Here is a 16,627-nt window from a genome sequence, read left to right as displayed (position 1 = left end):
ATGCAGGGAGTGGATTCGTGCCCAATCAATTGCTGTCCCGCCGTCGCGTGCTCACTGGCGCTGCCGCTATCTCGGCCGCAGCGATCCTGCCGCGATCGAGCCTGGCGGACTGGAAGCCGACCGAAAACGTCCGCCTCGTCGTGCCGGCTGCCGCCGGCGGTTCGACCGACGTGATGGGTCGGCTTCTGGCGGCGCATCTGCAGGCCGCCTGGGGCCAATCGGCCGTGGTGGAAAACCGGTCCGGCGGCGGCGGTACGATCGGCACGGCCGAGGTGGTCCGCGCCAAGCCGGACGGCCACACCATCCTGATCGGCAATCCCGGCCCGAACGCGATCGCCTACAGCATTTTCAAGAACCTCACCTACAAGCCGGACCAGCTCCAGCCGGTCTCCAACATGATCCGGATCCCGAACATCGTCTCGGCGCATCCCAAGACCGGCATCAAGTCGATCGCCGAGCTGGTCGCCTATCTCAAGGCCAATCCGGACAAGCTCAGCTACGCCTCCTCCGGCGTCGGCCAGAGCCCTCACCTCACCGGCGCCTGGTTCCTGCAGCTCACCGGGCTGAAGATGACACACATCCCGTTCCGCGGCGCCGGTCCCGCGCTCCAGGCGGCGCTCGCCGGCGACATCCAGATCCTGTTCGACAACCTCTATCCGAGCCTGCCGCAGGTACAGAACGGCACCCTCACCGGCCTCTGCGTCACCACGACCGAGCGCAGCGACCTCGCGCCGAACCTGCCGACCATGCGCGAGAGCGCGCCGGAGCTTGCGGCTTTCGACGTCTCGTCGTGGTTCTCGGTGTTCCTGCCGAAGGGTGTGCAGCCCGCCGTTCTCGAAGCGCTCAACCTTCAAGTGAAGGCGATGCTCGAGCGCGACGACATCAAGAAGAACATCCTGGCCATGGGGGCCCGCGCCGACTACGGCACGCCCGACCAGTTTGCCGCCTTCGTGGACGCCGAGACGAAGAAGTTCGCCGGCATCATCCAGAAGGAAGGGCTGCAGATGGACGTGCAGTAGCTTTCGCATCCGCGGACGCGGCCCAACATGCAGCGCCGGGCCGCGCTTTCGCGGTGAGCGCGTGGCGACACATCGGTTGCTACGCAAGCTCGGCCGATGGCTGTCCCACCAAAGCGGCAATCGCCGAAATCGAGTCCAGGCGCGTCAAATCGAAGCCGATGTCGGAGAAGTTGATCCCGTGGTCGGTCTCAATGCTCATGATCAGCTCGACCGCGTCGAGCGAATCGAGGCGGCCGCTGGTGAACAGCAGATCATCGTCACCAAGCGGCGCGCTGTCGCCCTTCATCAGCAGCCGCTGCACGATGTAGCGTCGCATCTGCGATCTGACTTCATTCGTGGTCATGTCGAGACTCCCAGGAGATAGAACAGGAATTCGGCGCGTTGCCCGAGCGAATGCTCGCGGTCGAGCGGCGCATCGAAGACGTGAATGAGACAAAAGAAGCTCGACACCCACAGGCAAGGCAGCAAGCGGCTACGCAGCCATCCTCGCGGCGCCAGTTGTGGGGCGCGGCGCATCTGCGAGAGCCCGACGCTGATGGCCAGGACAAACGTGTAGAACGCGTGCGATTGCTGACCGACCACGGCACGCCAAAGGCCCATTTCGCCGACGAAATGAATATCGCGGATGAAGTGAAACAGCAGGTTGCCGACACAGGCCGCGGCAAAGGTGGCGAAGAACATGCGAAGCCGGCGATGGCCGCGGAGGCAGCGAACAAAGGTGGGGTAGAAGAAATGGTCGACGAGCAGTTCTTTGTAATAGAAATAGTAGCGATTCCAGAATTCCGCGAGCGTCGTTGACTCCAGAGGCCGGTAGGTGTTGCGCAGCAGGCGAAAGCCGGCAAGTCGCGCCGTGGCGATGATGACGCCGCCGAACACGGTCATGCTCAGCAAGTCCTCGACGAAGAAGCTGACGAGGCTCGCCCATCCGACGAAACGCGGCCAGGGATGGCGCGCGAGATATTGCAGCAGGTTGTCGTCGAACATTGGAAGCTGCAAACGTCCGTGGACGATCTCGACGAGACAGACTCTGACGATGGCGAGCACAAGGATCCAGACCGCAAGCTTGACGCCCTTGAGCTGCGTCACTGCAAGCTCCTCGGGTGTCTTGGCCTCGAAGCGGTCGAGATAAGACAGCCCCTTCCCGAACGGCGTCAGCGACGATCCCCAGAAGGGGTGGAAAACGCTCAGGTGCCGCCACACCGGAGATCGCTTCCTGCCCGCATCGGCCAAACCATAGGCAAGAAACCACAAATAGGGCTGGAACGTCATCAGAAACGACCACAGCAGAACACGCGGCAGGCCGGCCATCATCGTGGCCTGCGTCAACGCGACGAGTGCCAGGAACGCCAGCAACAGGCTGAGCGTCGGGCGACGGAAGACCACCGTCCCTGGCCCCTGCATGATCAGCAGGCCCGCGAACAGCGCAAACACGACGACCAGCATGACCGCTTGCAGCGGCTGATGGATCCGGTCGCCGACGCCTTCGTCGATCGTCAGCCGTTCGAGAAAACCGCGGTCGATCAGGAAGCCGCTGCGATAGAGCAGCAACAAGGTTGCGAGCAAGATCAGGACGCGCCGGTACCGGCCGGCATAGGCGCACACCAGCGCGAGTCCCGCCGCTGAAAAATCGATACCTATCTGCCGAAACAAAACCGCGAGCAGTCCGACCGCGCAGCAGAGCAGCACGCGGCCACCGATGTCCTGGACCCCCGCCACGAGCCTCGGGTCCCGATCGATCTCGGGATCAACCGCCACGACGGCTTCGCAGGAAGACCCGATGGCGCGTAGCCGTAGGGCTGGCTTTCAACACTCATCGGACAACGCGCGCGATCACTACGAGCTGTTGCATCTACGAGGCCCTTGTAACAGCTTCGCCGAGCAGTGACGCTACCGAGCGCCGGTCTGCCTTGCCATTGGCATTGACGGGAATGTCTTCCATCCAGATGAACCGGCCCGGCACCATGTAGGCGGGAAGGTGCGCAGTGCAGTGCTGGCGCAGATCGCTTTCCGCCATTCTTGCACCCGAATACGCGGCCAGCAGCCGACTGGCGCCACTGGCGTCGTGCTGCACCACGGCGAGCGCACGGGTTATTCCCCTGCACGCCATCAGCGCGTGGTCGATCTCCTCCAGCTCGACCCGATACCCCCGAAGCTTGACCTGATTATCCGCGCGACCGCGGAAACGCAGGATGCCGGTTTCAAGGTCGGCCTCCACGAGGTCGCCGCTCCGATAGAGGATCGACCGATAGCCGTCGATCAGAGGGTCCTGACAGAAACGGCGGGCGGTCTCTTGCGGGTTGTTGATGTAGCCGAGCCCTACCCCAGGGCCTCCCAGCCACAACTCGCCGGCAGTGCCCGCAAGCGCCGGCTTCATCTCTTCGTCCAGGATCCGGTAGCTGAAATTGGGATTGAGCCGCCCCAGTGGCGCGAACCCGTCCTTGGTCTCAAAAACGGATTCGACGATCTCGAAACCGCTGCAAATGCAGCTCGTCTCGGTCGGGCCGTAGCAATTGATCAGCTTCGCCTTGCCGGCAAACGCGTCGTGGAACCGACGAAGCCGGGCCAGCGGAAACCCCTCACCGCCGAACATGAATCGGCTGACGCTCGGCAGCCAATCCGGGCTCAGAAGGTGCATGGAGTCCAGGAACATGAAGAGGGTCGGCACGGCGAAGAAGAACGTGCACTGATGCTTGGTGATCTCCGACACCAGCTCTGCGGGGGGCCGCCCCTTCTGCGCGTCCAGCGCGACGACCGCCGCTCCGTTCAGGAAGCCGGCATAGATGTCGAAGACCGAATTGTCGAAATAGATCGGGTTGACATTCGTCAGCCGGTCACCGGGTCCAATTCCAAGATCGCTCTTCGCCCAGGCGATCAGGTGAAGCACCCCTTGATGGGGGATGACCACGCCCTTCGGTTCGCCCGTCGATCCCGAGGTGAACATGACATAGGCCGGATCGGCCCCGGTGATCAGGGATGTCAGCGGCAGATTGTCGTCTTCAAGCTGCGACAGGGCATGATGCAAGGCAGCCCGGGCAATTGCATCGCCGATCAATGTCCGCGGTCCAGCTCCCTCGCGCACGCTGACGATCAGCGCGGGCCGGCATCGCTCCAGCATCAGCCGGGCACGTTCCTCGGGGGCCGCAGGATCGAGGAAGGCATAGGGTGCTCCGATCTTGATGCAGGCGATCGCGAGCGCATAGGCCTCGGCGATTTTCGGCAATTCAAGGCACACCACGGCGCCCTTGTTGACGCCCCGCGATGTCAACCAACGCGCCAACCGGTTTGCCAACCGGTTGAGCTCCGAAAAGGCAAAGCTGTCGCCTTCGCACAACAGGGCGACGGCGTCCGGCGAGGACGCAACGGTCTCTTCGAAATGCAGCGCCAGATTATGGGCGGTCATACCGACGCCTCGACCAATTCATTGTCGCCGCGATCGCCCGGCGCGTTCGACGAGGCCTGTACGATCTCGGCAAAATCTCGCTGGTTGAGCGCGATCACGGCCGCCGGCAATTTCGCCTCCGGAAACTGGGCCTGCAACACGTCCCCGAGCTCCATGCCGAGATGCTGAAGGAACGCGGCGGCCATCGGATCGGTCGCCAGCGGCCTGCCCTCACTTTCCCCTTGCTTCATGTCCGGCACGAGGCTGCTGTTCTCGCTGTCAGCTGAAGCAGCTTCGCGATCGACACGCAGCACCACGTCGTAGCGATAGCGGGTCAGTTCGTAGCTTGATCCGCGCTTGAGCAGGATTTCCGCACCCGATATCCGCGGGATGGATCCGAAAATACCCTGAAAGTAGCGGGGGTCGATCACCAACTCGCGCTCCTGGGCGATCGACAGGAAGATCTTTCGCGCGAGCGCGGCATCCGTGGCTCCCGAAACTTTCGCGGATTGAACTTCGCGATGGAAGACCGGCAGGAGCTCGAGGTTACGAACGTCGCCGACGAAGATGTGCCCCCCAGGAGCCACCAGGCCTGCGGCTTGCTCCAAAACTAAGTGCAGGTATTCGATGCCGGGAAAGTATTGCACGACCGAATTGAGCACCACTGCATCGAACGAATTCAGCGGCAAGCCGCTCAAATCGGCGGCTTCCCGCTCTAGAAACTCGACATGCCGAAGCTCGGGCTTCGACTGCACGAACGCACGCAGCCGCTGAACGGCCACCGGCGAGAGGTCGGTCCCGCAATATACGTCACAGCCGGGCGCGAGCTTTTCGACGAGCAAGCCGACGCCGCACCCGATCTCCAACACCCGCCTTCCGCCAAGAGCACGAATTTGCAGGATCGTATGATCGAGCCAATCGACCATATCGGGTTCGGGAATGGGCCTGTTGGTGAAGTTGCTGGTCCAACCGACGAATGACGGCACAACACCGTCGGCGTCATGGCGATATGCTTGATCGAAAGCGCGACGCCATTGCGCAACTCTGCGATCCGACTCGGCCTGGAGATGCTTCGCCTTGCCGGCGCTCAGATGATCGGGGTCAATTGCGACGAAAGCGACCTCGGACTGACCGCCGTGGCCAGGCTCGGCGCTGAGGAAAGCATCCGCCACGCCCGGATGCGCCATCAATGCCCGCTCAATCTCGTTCACAGGCCGTGCAGGCAACGGAACCTCCCTCTCGCGGACGGCGGGCAGCGAACCCCTGAGCATGTCGAGAGCGCGCCGCGCGCGGAGCACCACACGCGTGCTGCGGAGCTCCCTAAGATGCCGCTGACAGTCTCTCGTATTTCTAGAACTCGGCCGGTTAAGCAACCCTAAATGTGCGCACGCGTAGGGTGCACATTTTCGGGCGGCTTACGCCCTCGGCATCGATGGATCGCTCTGATGACCGGATTGTTGCGTTCCGCGTCCCGCCGGGCGGGTTTCATGTTCAGATGATGCGCCGGCCTCCGGCAGCACACACGCAAAGAAAGACCCCGCAGGCCTGCGCCGCGGGGTCTTCGTTCAGCAACGTCTACCTCAGTGCGCGAGGACTGCCAGCAGCAGCAACGCCACGATGTTGGTGATCTTGATCATCGGGTTCACCGCCGGGCCGGCCGTGTCCTTGTAGGGATCGCCGACGGTGTCGCCGGTCACGGCCGCCTTGTGGGCGTCACTGCCCTTGCCGCCGAAATGACCGTCTTCGATGTACTTCTTGGCGTTGTCCCAGGCGCCCCCGCCCGAGGTCATCGAGATCGCGACGAACAGGCCCGTCACGATCACGCCGAGCAGCATCGCGCCCACCGCCGAGAACGCCGCCGACTTGCCGGCCGCCCCGCCCCCCGCGATCGCATAGATCACGAAGTAGACGAAGATCGGTGACAGCACCGGAAGCAGCGAGGGGATGATCATTTCCTTGATCGCCGCTTTGGTCAGAAGGTCGACCGCCTTGCCGTAATCCGGCTTGTCGGTGCCTTGCATAATGCCCGGCTTCTCGCGGAATTGTCGGCGGACCTCCTCGACAATCGCGCTCGCCGCGCGGCCCACGGCGGTCATGCCCATCGCGCCGAACAGATACGGCAAGAGACCGCCGAACAACAGGCCTACCACGACGTAGGGATTGTTGAGCGAGAAGTCCGGTTTGACGCCGGCGAAGTAGGCGTGGTGCGCGGAGTCCGCAATGAAGAACTTGAGATCCTCGTTGTAGGCCGCGAACAGCACCAGGGCGCCGAGACCGGCGGAGCCGATCGCGTAGCCCTTGGTCACCGCCTTGGTGGTGTTGCCGACTGCATCGAGCGCGTCGGTCGACTTGCGAACCTCCTTCGGCAGGCCCGCCATCTCGGCAATACCGCCGGCGTTGTCGGTCACCGGACCGAACGCGTCGAGCGCGACGACCATGCCGGCGAGCGCCAGCATCGTGGCGGTCGCGATCGCGATGCCGAACAGGCCGGCGAGGCTGTGGGTGACCAGGATGCCGGCGATGATGACGATCGCGGGCAGCGCGGTCGCTTCCATCGAGATGGCGAGGCCCTGGATCACGTTGGTGCCGTGGCCGGTCACCGAGGCCTGGGCGATCGACTTCACCGGACGATAGTCGGTGCCGGTGTAGTATTCGGTGATCCAGATGATCAGCGCGGTGACGGCAAGCCCGACCACGCCGCACTCGAACAGCGCCATGCCGGTATAGTCGACGCCGGCGAGCTTGCCGAAGCCGATCAGGTAATGGATCACACCGGCGATGCCGACCAGCGAGAGGACGCCGGTTGCGATCAGACCCTTGTAAAGCGCGCCCATGATCGACTGGCTCGGCCCGAGCTTCACGAAGAAGGTGCCGATAATCGAGGTGATGATGCAGATGCCGCCGATGGCGAGCGGCAACGTCATCATGTCGGCGAGGATCGGCGTCTTGGCGAAGAAGATCGCCGCCAGGACCATGGTGGCGACCGCGGTCACCGCATAGGTTTCGAACAGGTCGGCGGCCATGCCGGCGCAGTCGCCGACATTGTCGCCCACGTTGTCGGCGATGGTGGCCGGGTTGCGCGGATCGTCCTCGGGGATGCCGGCCTCGACCTTGCCGACGAGGTCGCCGCCGACGTCCGCACCCTTGGTGAAGATGCCGCCGCCGAGACGAGCGAAGATCGAGATCAGCGAGGCGCCGAAGCCGAGCGCCACCATGGCGTCGATGACGACGCGGCTGTCAGGCGCAAGCTTCAGCGAATGGACCAGGAAGCCGAAATAGAGGGTCACGCCAAGCAGCGCGAGACCCGCCACCAGCATGCCGGTGATGGCGCCCGCCTTGAAGGCGAGCTCGAGACCACCTGCGAGCGACGTGGTCGCCGCCTGGGCGGTGCGCACATTGGCGCGGACCGAGACGTTCATGCCGATGAAGCCGGCCGCCCCCGACAGGATCGCGCCGATGGCAAAACCGATCGCGACGTAGAGTCCCAGGAAATAGGCAAGCAGCACGAAGATGACGATGCCGACCATCCCGATCGTGGTGTATTGACGCCGCAGGTAGGCTTGGGCGCCTTCGCGCACCGCTGCCGCGATTTCCTGCATGCGCGGAGACCCCGCATCCGCGCTCAACACCGAAGACGTCGCCCAGATCGCGTAGACGACGGAAAGCACTCCGCAGAGCACAATCAACCATAATGCTGTCATGTGATTTTTTGCCTCAGATCCTTGATGAACGTACCCCCGGCGCCTTTTGTTTTCCGTCGTGCGGTGCGGCGCCTTGATTTTGAAGAAGGCCGCTCCTTGCCCGAAGGCGCGGCCTTAGTCGGTCACGACCTTGCCAAAATCAAATTGAGGGTGCAACGCCAGATAAGGCCGAAAAGCCGATCTCGGCAGGTATTTAGCCTGTCTTGGCAGCCGGGACGCCGGTTTGGAGCAATTCCTAGAAGTGGCTGTAGGAGAGCCGCTTCAAGACCAGTTCCTGGCCCTGCCCGTCCAGGAAGCGCGGCCGCTCATGGCCCGCGACGATCGTGCCGATGGCCGTGACGGCAAGGCCTGCCGCACGCCCCAAGGCAATCAGCGCGTTGGCTTGCGCTGGCGGAGCGGTGCACAGCACCTCGTAATCGTCCCCTCCGGCCAGCAGCGTCTCGACGGAAACGACCTTGCCTGCGATCAGGCCGGCGGCAGCGGCCGAGAGCGGCACGCTCGTCACGTCGATCGTGGCCGAGACGCCTGATGCCGCACAGAGCTTGGTCAGATCTCCAGCAAGGCCGTCGGAGACATCCATCGCAGCCGTCGCATGGTCACGCACGGACTGCGCGAGAGCATTGCGCGGCTGCGGCACGCGATAGCGCGAGATCAGCGTCTCGCGCGCGTGCGGATCGGAGGCCAGCGCATTCGCGACCGCGCCGCCCTTGAGCACGTCAAGGCCAAGCGCGGCGTCGCCGATCGTCCCCGTCACCAGGATACGGTCGCCCGGTTGGGCGCCGGTGCGGCCGACCATCCGCCCCTGCGGCACGCGGCCAAAGGCGGTAATCGAGATCATTTGCGGCCCCGGCGTCGACACCGTGTCGCCGCCGAGCAGCGGACAGACGAAGGTTTTCGCATCCTCGCCGAGCGCGTCCGCGAACGGCCTGAGCCAAGCGTCTTCCTTGCTGCGCAGCGCCAATGTCAGCACGAAGCCGGCCGGCACGGCCCCCTTGGCGGCGAGATCGGACAGGTTCACCCGCAGCGCCTTGCGCGCGATGGTATCGGGCGGATCGGTGGCAAGATAATGCACGCCCTCGACCACCGCGTCGGTGGTGACGACGATGTCGCTGCCGAGCGCCTGCAGGATGGCGGCATCGTCCACCAGCCCCAAGGCGCCGGGATCAGTCGCCAGCGGCTTGAAATAGCGCGCGATGAGGGAGTCTTCGGCGGAGGGATTGTGCGGGTTTGTCATCAGCGTCAGCCACACACTTCGCTGTCATCGCCGGGCTTGACCGGGCGATCCAGTATTCCAGAGACGATCGTGTGACATCGATAGGCCGCGGCGTACTGGATCACCCGCCTTCGCGGGTGATGACGGCGGAATATGGGGCAGCCACATCGCATCAATTCACCGCCCTGCGCCTCAATTCACCCCCGCCCGAACTCGTCACCGCGAAACTGGCGGCCGATCTGGTCGAGCACCGCGTTGACCATGCCGGTCTCCTCGCGGTCGACGAAGGCATTGGCGACGTCGACATATTCGGACACGACGACGCGGCCCGGCACGTCCTTGCGGTGTTCCAATTCGTAGGCCCCTGCCCGCAGCACCGCGCGCAGGATCGCTTCGATGCGCTTCAATGGCCAGCCCTTCGACAGCGCCTCGTCGATCAGCGGATCGAGTTTCTTCTGGTCGCGCACGACGCCGGAGACGACGTCGCGGAAGAACGCCGCTTCCGCCGGGAGATATGTGTCGCCCTCGACCTCGTTGCCGAGCCAGTGGCTCTCGAACTCCGCAAAAATGTCGTTGATGCCGGCACCGCCGATATCCATCTGGTACAGCGCCTGCACGGCTGCGAGCCGCGCCGCACCGCGCCGGTTCGCCTTCTTCTCCGTGCCGGCCGGCGGCTTCTTGTTGTTATCGGCCATGATCAAGCCCGCGCCAGCCGGCGCTTTATGCGCAGCATCGCAATCGCGGCCCGCGCGGCATCGCCGCCCTTGTTCAGCTCGCTGGCGCGCGCCCGCGCCCAGGCCTGCGCCTCGGTGTTGACGGTGAGGATGCCGTTGCCGAGCGGCAGCTTTCGCGCCACCGCCAGGTCCATCAGCGCGCGCGAGGATTCCTGCGAGACGATCTCGAAATGGATGGTGTCGCCACGGATCACGCAGCCGAGCGCGATCGCGGCATCATAGGGCTTGCCATTGGTCGCCGCGGCGTCAACCGCGATGGCGATCGCCGCAGGAATCTCCAGTGCACCGGGAACCGTGATGACGTCGTGGGTCAGACCGGCCGCCTTCAGCTCGGCCACCGCGCCTTCGAGCATCGCGTCCTGGAGATCGTCATAGAACCGCGCCTCGACGATCAGCGCGCGTGCGCCGGAAACGTCGGTCTGGTCCTTCAGGGGTGCGCGCCGCGCGTCTGCCATCGTCAAATCCGTTCCACAGGGGTTGGCGCTATGTAGTCGCCACCAGCGGGTAAGCCAAGTTTAAAGACGCCGTCACTTCATTTCCGTCAGCCGCGCCGCGTAGCGGGCCATCAGATCGACCTCGATATTGACCTCATCTCCCGCCTTCCAGCCGCCGATCGTCGTGACCGTCAGGGTGTGCGGGATGATCAGCACCGAAAAGGTCACGTCCTTCACCGTATTAACCGTCAGCGAGACGCCGTCGAGCGTGATCGAGCCCTTGGTCGCGATGAACCGCGCCAGCTCCCGCGTCGTGGAGAGCTCGAACCGCGCCATGTCGGGCAGGTCCTCGCGGCTGACGAGGGTCGCGATGCCATCGGCATGGCCGGCGACGATATGCCCGCCAAGCTCGTCGCCGATCTTGAGCGCACGCTCGAGATTGAGCCTGGTGCCGACCCTCCAATGCTTTGCGGTCGTCAGCGCCAACGTCTCGGCCGCGGCATCGACGTCGAACCAGGTCCTTTGAGCAGAGTCCTTGCCGCCTTCGACGCCGGAAGCAACCACCGTCAGGCAGACGCCGTTGCAGGCGATCGAGGCGCCGTCCGCAATGGTGGTCTGCTCGTAGCGGCAGGCGATGCGCAGCCGGTGCAACTGGCCCTGCGCCGTCGGCGTGAAGCCGACGATCTCGCCGATATCGGTGACAATGCCGGTGAACATCACGCGCGCTCGTAGATGGTGAGAGTATCCTGATCGAAGGTCTCGCTAGCATGAACCTTGTAGGCCTGCGACTGCGTGATTTTCGACAGGGGCAATGCAGCGAGCGCATCCACCCCGTCGGCGCCCACCGCTTCCGCGCCGTGGAACAGCCAGATCTCGTCAACGAGGTCCGCGGCGATGAAGGACGCCGCGACGCGGCTGCCGCCCTCGACCATCAGCCGCGTGATGCCCTTGCCGGCCAATGCATGCAGCACGGCCGCAAGATCGAGTCCCGAGGCATTGCCGGGCGGCACGCGGATCACCTGCGCACCGGCCGCACCGAGCCGCGTGGCGGCCGCGGCCTCCGCGAGTTCAGAACCCACCACCCATAGCGGAATCTCGCGCGCGGAGCCCACGAGCCTGCTTGCGCCGGGAATACGCAGATTCTGGTCGAGCACCACCCGCACCGGCGAGCGCACCGCCATGCCCGGCAGGCGGCAGTCGAGCTGCGGATCGTCCGCCAGCACGGTGCCGATGCCGACTAGGATGGCGTCGCTTTGCGCGCGGAGGAGATGCACCCGGTTGCGCGCCGCCTCGCCGGTGATCGCGACCGGCTTGCCGCCGGCCGCGCCGATCTTGCCGTCGGGCGAGACCGCGAGCTTCAGGATCACATGCGGGCGGCGATCCCTGATGCGACGGAAATGCCCGGCGTGATCGAAGGCGGCTTCGCGCGCGCACAGACCCACATCCACCATGATGCCGGCGGCGCGCAGGCGTGCGTGGCCCTGACCGGCGACTTCCGGATTGGGATCCTCGATCGCGGCCACCACGCGTTTGATGCCGGCGGCGATCACGGCGTCCGCGCACGGTGGCGACTTGCCGAAATGCGAGCACGGCTCCAGCGTGACGTAGAGCGTGGCGCCTCGCGCGGCCTCGCCTGCGCGCCGCAGCGCTTCAGGCTCGCCATGCGGCCGTCCGCCAGGTTGGGTCCAACCGCGGCCGACGATCACGCCGTCCTTGACGATGACGGCGCCGACGGCGGGATTGGGCCAGGTACTTCCCTGCCCGCGCCGGCCGAGCGCCAGCGCAAGCTCCATGAAGCGCCGGTCGGCATCCCTGGACTCGCGCGCCTTCTGCGCGAATTGATCCTCCAGGATGCGGAAGATCATTTGCGGATCGCGGCGAGCCGCGCTTCCTCCTCGCCGGAGAGCTCGCCGAGCACGTCGGCGAAATCCTTGGCCTCGCGGAAATTGCGGTAGACCGAGGCGAAGCGGACATAGGCGACGTCGTCGAGCGTGCGCAGATGCTCCATCACGGTCTCGCCGATCACCTCCGAGGAGATTTCAGCCTCGCCCCCCGTCTCGAGCTCGCGCACGATGGTGGAGACCATCTTCTCCACCCGTTCCGGCTCGACCTGCCGCTTGCGCAAGCTGATCGACACCGAGCGCATCAGCTTGTCGCGGTCAAACGGCACGCGGCGGCCGTTGCGCTTGATCACCGTGAGCTCGCGCAGCTGCACGCGCTCGAAGGTGGTGAAGCGGAAATTGCAGGCGACGCACACGCGCCGCCTGCGTATCACGGAAGAGTCCTCGGTCGGACGCGAGTCCTTCACCTGCGTATCGAGACTGTTGCAGTTCGGGCAGCGCATCCGTTGACCTTGACCGGTTTTTCTTGAGCCTTACTGATAGATCGGGAAACGGTCGGTGAGCACCTTGACCCGTTCCTTGATCGCGGCTTCCACCAGCGGCGCCTTGCCGTCGTCGGACTGCGCGATCGCGTTGAGGACTTCGGCGATCATGCCGCCGACCTGCTGGAATTCAGCGACACCAAAGCCGCGCGTGGTCGCAGCCGGCGTGCCCAGACGAATACCGGAGGTGACGAACGGTGACTCGGGATCGAACGGAATGCCGTTCTTGTTGCAAGTGATGGCGGCGCGAACCAGCGCCTTCTCCGAGGCGTTGCCCTTCAGGCCCTTCGGCCGGAGGTCAACCAGCATCAGATGATTATCGGTGCCGCCCGAGACAATGTCGAACCCGTGGCCCTTCATCGCCTCCGCCAGAGCATTGGCGTTCTCGACGACGTTCTTGGCATAGACCTTGAAGTCCGGCCGCAGCGCCTCGGCGAAGGCGACCGCCTTGGCCGCGATGACATGCATCAGTGGGCCGCCCTGCAGGCCCGGGAAGATCGCCGAGTTGAATCTCTTGGTCAGCGCCTCATCATTCCACAGCATCAGGCCGCCACGCGGACCGCGCAGCGACTTGTGGGTCGTGGTGGTGGTGATGTGCGCGTGAGGCACGGGCGAGGCATGCACGCCGCCGGCGACGAGACCGGCGAAGTGCGCCATGTCGACCAGGAGATACGCGCCGACGCTGTCCGCGATCTCGCGGAAGCGCTTGAAGTCCCAGGCGCGCGAATAAGCCGAGCCGCCGGCCACGATCAGCTTCGGCTTGACCTCCTCGGCCTGCTTGGCGACCGCGTCCATGTCGATGATCTGGTCCTCGCGGCGCACGGTGTAGTGCGCGGCCTTGAACCACTTGCCGCTCATGTTGACCGGGGAGCCGTGGGTGAGATGGCCGCCGGCCGCGAGATCGAGGCCCATGAAGGTGTCGCCGGGCTGAAGCAGCGCCAGAAACACCGCCTGGTTCATCTGGCTGCCGGAGTTCGGCTGCACGTTGGCGAAGTTGGCGCCGAACAGCTTCTTGGCACGATCGATCGCGAGGTTCTCGGCGACGTCGACCCACTCACAACCGCCGTAGTAGCGCGCGCCCGGATAGCCTTCCGCGTATTTGTTGGTCATCACCGAACCCTGCGCTTCCAGCACGGCACGGCTGACGATGTTCTCGGAGGCGATCAGCTCGACCTCGTGGCGCTGGCGGCCGAGCTCGCCCTTGATGGCGGCTGCGATTTCCGGGTCAGCCTGCTCGAGCGAGGCGGTGAAAAACGAATCGGGCGCGGAGGCGGTTTTGGCGAAGGTCATCTTGCGAATATCTCCACCGCCGCAGCCTTTTGGCGGGCTACGGACGGGTCTGGTGTGGCGATCGGAAGCGGCGAGCGCGATCTACCACATCGCCCGCAACAGGCCAAGGGTTTGCGGGTCGGACCTGTGATTTATGCAAGATATGGTGGGATCGGAGGATTTGGATGACGGGGTGGTATCCGGCGTCCATGTCCAGGAAAGGTCCGCTTTGGCCCCGAAAGGCCGCGCGGGTGCGAGCGGCCGGCCTCTACAGCCCGGTATACCCCGCCTTCACGGGATCCACGCTGCCGTCGAGCTGCCGCAGATAGGTCAGGCCGCAAACCGTCAACCTGTGGGTGTCCTTCTCGCCGGCTTCCATCAAGGTGGTGATGTAGTTCGTGACCTTTTCCCGCGCCTCCGCGCTCGCCGCGGACGTGCGGTTGGCGAGCAAATCGTAGGTATGCATGATCCGGTCGATGGCAGCTTCCATGGCACCCTCTGGTTCTTGCCGCGTTTGGGAGTTGAGATCAGGCAACCGCTTTGGCCTCGGACTGCGCCTCGAACCTGACAATGGCCTTGTTGGCCAGCCTGATCTTGTTGAATTCGCCGTGCTGGAGCAACTTGATGACGATCTCGAGCAGGCGCTCGTCGGTGACGAGGGTGTCCCGGATCGCGCCGGAGCGGCGAAGATAGTTCGCGGCGATGGCGTAGGCCTCGCTCACGAGTTCCACGTTCATCACCCCCACGCCACGCTCGACCAGCATCGTCAGCCTCCGATCCGGAGGAGATAAGCATCGAACCGGGAACTCGTTCCCTGGTGTCGGGGATTTTTTTCGCAACCGCGAAATGGAAAAACGCACCGGTCCGGACACAGCCGGGCCGGCGCGCTTGGGGAAGCTCAGGCACGTTCGGGAGGCTTGCCGGTCTTGTTGCGGGCCGGCTTGGCCTTGTCCCGTCGAAAAGAACTCAGAGACGATACAGGATTTGGTCGGTCCAGAACCGCTCGAGGCGGTGCAGCGATTTGTTCAGGGTCGAGAACTCCTCGCCCGAGATGCCGCCGACCTGTTCGACCGTCTTGACGTGCTTCTGGTAGAGCGAGTCGACGATGCGGCGGATTTCCTGGCCCTGCGGCGTCAGGCGGATGCGCACCGAGCGGCGATCGACGCGCGAGCGCTGATGGTCGAGGAAGCCGAGCTCGACGAGCTTCTTCAGATTGTAGGAAACGTTGGAGCCGAGGTAATAACCGCGCGTGCGCAGTTCGCCCGCGGTCAGCTCCTTGTCGCCGATGTTGTAGAGCAGCAGCGCCTGCACCGAGTTGATGTCCGCACGGCCGCGGCGATCGAACTCGTCCTTGATGACGTCGAGCAGCCGGCGATGCAGCCGCTCCACCAGAGTCAAAGCTTCCAGATAGAGCGTCTGCACCGAACCCTGCTGGCCGGAGACGCGCTCTGCGGTATCTGCCGCAGTTGCGACGGCTTTCATCATGACACTTCCCCTGTTGTCGTTTTTATCGACACTCATTCGACGAAACTTGTGTCCCGTCTGATAGGTGCAACTTAAGGGGCTCGTTTGAAGATCGGCTTAAATAAGAGAATAAAGAGATCATGAATTTAAGACAGTGAATTGCGGATTAAGCCTGTCCCACAAGCACTTTACGCAACAGTCTGTTGACTCTCGCAAGGTCCTGTTCACCCTCCGTCCGCCCCGATTGTCGCATTCCAGAACAGCCTCGCCCCGTTTCGAAACGGCCGCGTAAGAGCTGTGGCGGAACACGCTGGTTAGCGAAAACTTACGTCGAATTTTACGCAACCAGCCGTCAACCAAGCGCGACAATCTCGTGTCCCGGACCAGCACAGCGAAGCCGAGCGCAGAGTCGGGGCAAGAGAGTTTGCTATGGCGGTCGTTCGCGTGCGGCCATCCAGGCGAGCGCGAGATAGGCCGCCAGCATGAAGGCTTCGACGCCGACCACGACCAGGCTGCCGCCGTAGATGCCGGGGAACATCAGCTCGATCACCGCCATCGACACCACGGTCGTCAGCCACACCACGGCGCCCCAAGGCGTCGCCAGCCACAGCCCGACCGCGGCAACGAGTTCGATCACGGCGAAGTAAATGGTTGAGGCCTGCCAGGCCATCGACTGGTTCTCGAAGGCCTCGTCCTCGCCGCCCACGAAGCCCGTCACCTGCGCCCAATGATAGAGGCCCTTGAGGATCGAGAGCAGCGCCATCACCCGCAGGAACAGCACGAGCCGGCGCGTCCAGACATTGTCGTCGGATTCAGCCCGCTCCGACGAGATCGCCGCCACCGACATGGCGCTGTCTCTGGCATTGTCTCGGACGGCATCCCTGGTGCTGTCGCGGGCCGCATCGCGGGTGGAGATCTCGGACATGCCCCCTTCTGGCTGCTTTGCCCCGCAAAATCAATCGGCTGCCATCTTTGCGACAGGTCAACCCGCGGTGACGGGAACCATGCGAGCTGGTATAAGAATAATTCCA

At 64.2% G+C, this 16,627-nt stretch carries 17 protein-coding genes; 1 reads left to right on the top strand and 16 read right to left on the bottom strand.

Features of this window, described 5'->3' with window-relative positions:
- Positions 1–17 precede the first annotated feature (17 nt).
- Positions 18–1,019, top strand: a complete 1,002-nt coding sequence (locus IVB54_RS18015) for a tripartite tricarboxylate transporter substrate binding protein (protein ID WP_026233252.1) — start codon at positions 18–20, stop codon at positions 1,017–1,019.
- A gap of 79 nt (positions 1,020–1,098) precedes the next feature.
- Here the strand turns inward: IVB54_RS18015 and IVB54_RS18010 are convergent, their stop codons facing one another.
- The 16 genes from IVB54_RS18010 to IVB54_RS17935 all read right to left on the bottom strand — a co-directional run bounded on the left by IVB54_RS18010 (position 1,099) and on the right by IVB54_RS17935 (position 16,521).
- Positions 1,099–1,362 (bottom strand): acyl carrier protein, encoded by a 264-nt coding sequence (locus IVB54_RS18010; protein WP_085353407.1) that lies wholly within the window; start codon positions 1,360–1,362, stop codon positions 1,099–1,101.
- The gene (locus IVB54_RS18005) at positions 1,359–2,774 is read right to left on the bottom strand and encodes a hypothetical protein (RefSeq protein ID WP_247777418.1); all 1,416 of its coding nucleotides are present in this window, start codon (positions 2,772–2,774) and stop codon (positions 1,359–1,361) included. Before IVB54_RS18005 ends, IVB54_RS18010 begins: the two co-directional genes overlap by 4 nt.
- A gap of 94 nt (positions 2,775–2,868) precedes the next feature.
- Positions 2,869–4,419 carry an amino acid adenylation domain-containing protein gene (locus IVB54_RS18000; protein WP_247443374.1) on the bottom strand — a complete coding sequence of 517 codons (1,551 nt, stop codon included), beginning with the start codon at positions 4,417–4,419 and terminating at the stop codon, positions 2,869–2,871.
- Positions 4,416–5,624 (bottom strand): class I SAM-dependent methyltransferase, encoded by a 1,209-nt coding sequence (locus tag IVB54_RS17995; protein ID WP_247777417.1) that lies wholly within the window; start codon positions 5,622–5,624, stop codon positions 4,416–4,418. Before IVB54_RS17995 ends, IVB54_RS18000 begins: the two co-directional genes overlap by 4 nt.
- A gap of 354 nt (positions 5,625–5,978) precedes the next feature.
- Positions 5,979–8,099, bottom strand: a complete 2,121-nt coding sequence (locus IVB54_RS17990; RefSeq protein ID WP_026233254.1) for a sodium-translocating pyrophosphatase — start codon at positions 8,097–8,099, stop codon at positions 5,979–5,981.
- A 235-nt stretch (positions 8,100–8,334) separates the two neighbouring features.
- A complete protein-coding gene (gene thiL / locus IVB54_RS17985) occupies positions 8,335–9,333 on the bottom strand; it encodes a thiamine-phosphate kinase (protein ID WP_026233255.1) in 999 nt (332 codons plus the stop codon).
- Positions 9,334–9,509: 176 nt separating this feature from the next.
- A complete protein-coding gene (nusB, locus tag IVB54_RS17980; protein WP_007611091.1) occupies positions 9,510–10,007 on the bottom strand; it encodes a transcription antitermination factor NusB in 498 nt (165 codons plus the stop codon).
- A 2-nt stretch (positions 10,008–10,009) separates the two neighbouring features.
- On the bottom strand, positions 10,010–10,501 hold the full coding sequence (gene ribH / locus IVB54_RS17975; protein WP_018456854.1) for a 6,7-dimethyl-8-ribityllumazine synthase: 492 nt from the start codon (positions 10,499–10,501) through the stop codon (positions 10,010–10,012).
- A 72-nt stretch (positions 10,502–10,573) separates the two neighbouring features.
- Positions 10,574–11,197 (bottom strand): riboflavin synthase, encoded by a 624-nt coding sequence (locus IVB54_RS17970; RefSeq protein WP_018456855.1) that lies wholly within the window; start codon positions 11,195–11,197, stop codon positions 10,574–10,576.
- Complete coding sequence (gene ribD / locus IVB54_RS17965) at positions 11,197–12,345, bottom strand: bifunctional diaminohydroxyphosphoribosylaminopyrimidine deaminase/5-amino-6-(5-phosphoribosylamino)uracil reductase RibD (RefSeq protein ID WP_085357405.1); 1,149 nt, start codon at positions 12,343–12,345, stop codon at positions 11,197–11,199. The genes IVB54_RS17970 and ribD overlap by 1 nt, the downstream gene beginning before the upstream one ends.
- A complete protein-coding gene (gene nrdR / locus IVB54_RS17960; RefSeq protein ID WP_007603426.1) occupies positions 12,342–12,824 on the bottom strand; it encodes a transcriptional regulator NrdR in 483 nt (160 codons plus the stop codon). Before nrdR ends, ribD begins: the two co-directional genes overlap by 4 nt.
- A gap of 30 nt (positions 12,825–12,854) precedes the next feature.
- Entirely contained in the window at positions 12,855–14,153 is a 1,299-nt protein-coding gene (gene glyA / locus IVB54_RS17955; RefSeq protein ID WP_247777416.1) for a serine hydroxymethyltransferase, read from the bottom strand.
- Between the two features lie 247 nt (positions 14,154–14,400).
- A complete protein-coding gene (locus tag IVB54_RS17950; RefSeq protein ID WP_018456859.1) occupies positions 14,401–14,622 on the bottom strand; it encodes a hypothetical protein in 222 nt (73 codons plus the stop codon).
- 37 nt (positions 14,623–14,659) lie between these two features.
- Positions 14,660–14,896: a hypothetical protein gene (locus IVB54_RS17945; protein WP_026233256.1), complete on the bottom strand. Its 237-nt coding sequence runs from the start codon at positions 14,894–14,896 to the stop codon at positions 14,660–14,662.
- A gap of 202 nt (positions 14,897–15,098) precedes the next feature.
- Positions 15,099–15,617, bottom strand: coding sequence for a MarR family winged helix-turn-helix transcriptional regulator (locus IVB54_RS17940; protein ID WP_018456861.1), 519 nt, complete (start codon positions 15,615–15,617; stop codon positions 15,099–15,101).
- A gap of 406 nt (positions 15,618–16,023) precedes the next feature.
- Positions 16,024–16,521: a DUF6163 family protein gene (locus IVB54_RS17935; RefSeq protein WP_007611119.1), complete on the bottom strand. Its 498-nt coding sequence runs from the start codon at positions 16,519–16,521 to the stop codon at positions 16,024–16,026.
- Positions 16,522–16,627 lie beyond the last annotated feature (106 nt).

The sequence above is a fragment of the Bradyrhizobium sp. CW1 genome, from assembly GCF_023100665.1.
GTDB classification, from domain to species: Bacteria; Pseudomonadota; Alphaproteobacteria; order Rhizobiales; family Xanthobacteraceae; genus Bradyrhizobium; species Bradyrhizobium canariense_D.
This window is presented reverse-complemented; position numbering and strand designations above follow the sequence as displayed.

Coding starts and splice junctions, on each gene's coding strand:
- IVB54_RS17945 (WP_026233256.1), bottom strand. CDS start 14,896: ATGCTGGTCGAGCGTGGCGTGGGGGTGATGAACGTGGAACTCGTGAGC.
- IVB54_RS17950 (WP_018456859.1), bottom strand. CDS start 14,622: ATGGAAGCTGCCATCGACCGGATCATGCATACCTACGATTTGCTCGCC.
- IVB54_RS17935 (WP_007611119.1), bottom strand. CDS start 16,521: ATGTCCGAGATCTCCACCCGCGATGCGGCCCGCGACAGCACCAGGGAT.
- glyA (WP_247777416.1), bottom strand. CDS start 14,153: ATGACCTTCGCCAAAACCGCCTCCGCGCCCGATTCGTTTTTCACCGCC.
- ribD (WP_085357405.1), bottom strand. CDS start 12,345: ATGATCTTCCGCATCCTGGAGGATCAATTCGCGCAGAAGGCGCGCGAG.
- IVB54_RS18000 (WP_247443374.1), bottom strand. CDS start 4,419: ATGACCGCCCATAATCTGGCGCTGCATTTCGAAGAGACCGTTGCGTCC.
- IVB54_RS18010 (WP_085353407.1), bottom strand. CDS start 1,362: ATGACCACGAATGAAGTCAGATCGCAGATGCGACGCTACATCGTGCAG.
- IVB54_RS17940 (WP_018456861.1), bottom strand. CDS start 15,617: ATGATGAAAGCCGTCGCAACTGCGGCAGATACCGCAGAGCGCGTCTCC.
- nrdR (WP_007603426.1), bottom strand. CDS start 12,824: ATGCGCTGCCCGAACTGCAACAGTCTCGATACGCAGGTGAAGGACTCG.
- IVB54_RS17970 (WP_018456855.1), bottom strand. CDS start 11,197: ATGTTCACCGGCATTGTCACCGATATCGGCGAGATCGTCGGCTTCACG.
- IVB54_RS17990 (WP_026233254.1), bottom strand. CDS start 8,099: ATGACAGCATTATGGTTGATTGTGCTCTGCGGAGTGCTTTCCGTCGTC.
- thiL (WP_026233255.1), bottom strand. CDS start 9,333: ATGACAAACCCGCACAATCCCTCCGCCGAAGACTCCCTCATCGCGCGC.
- ribH (WP_018456854.1), bottom strand. CDS start 10,501: ATGGCAGACGCGCGGCGCGCACCCCTGAAGGACCAGACCGACGTTTCC.
- nusB (WP_007611091.1), bottom strand. CDS start 10,007: ATGGCCGATAACAACAAGAAGCCGCCGGCCGGCACGGAGAAGAAGGCG.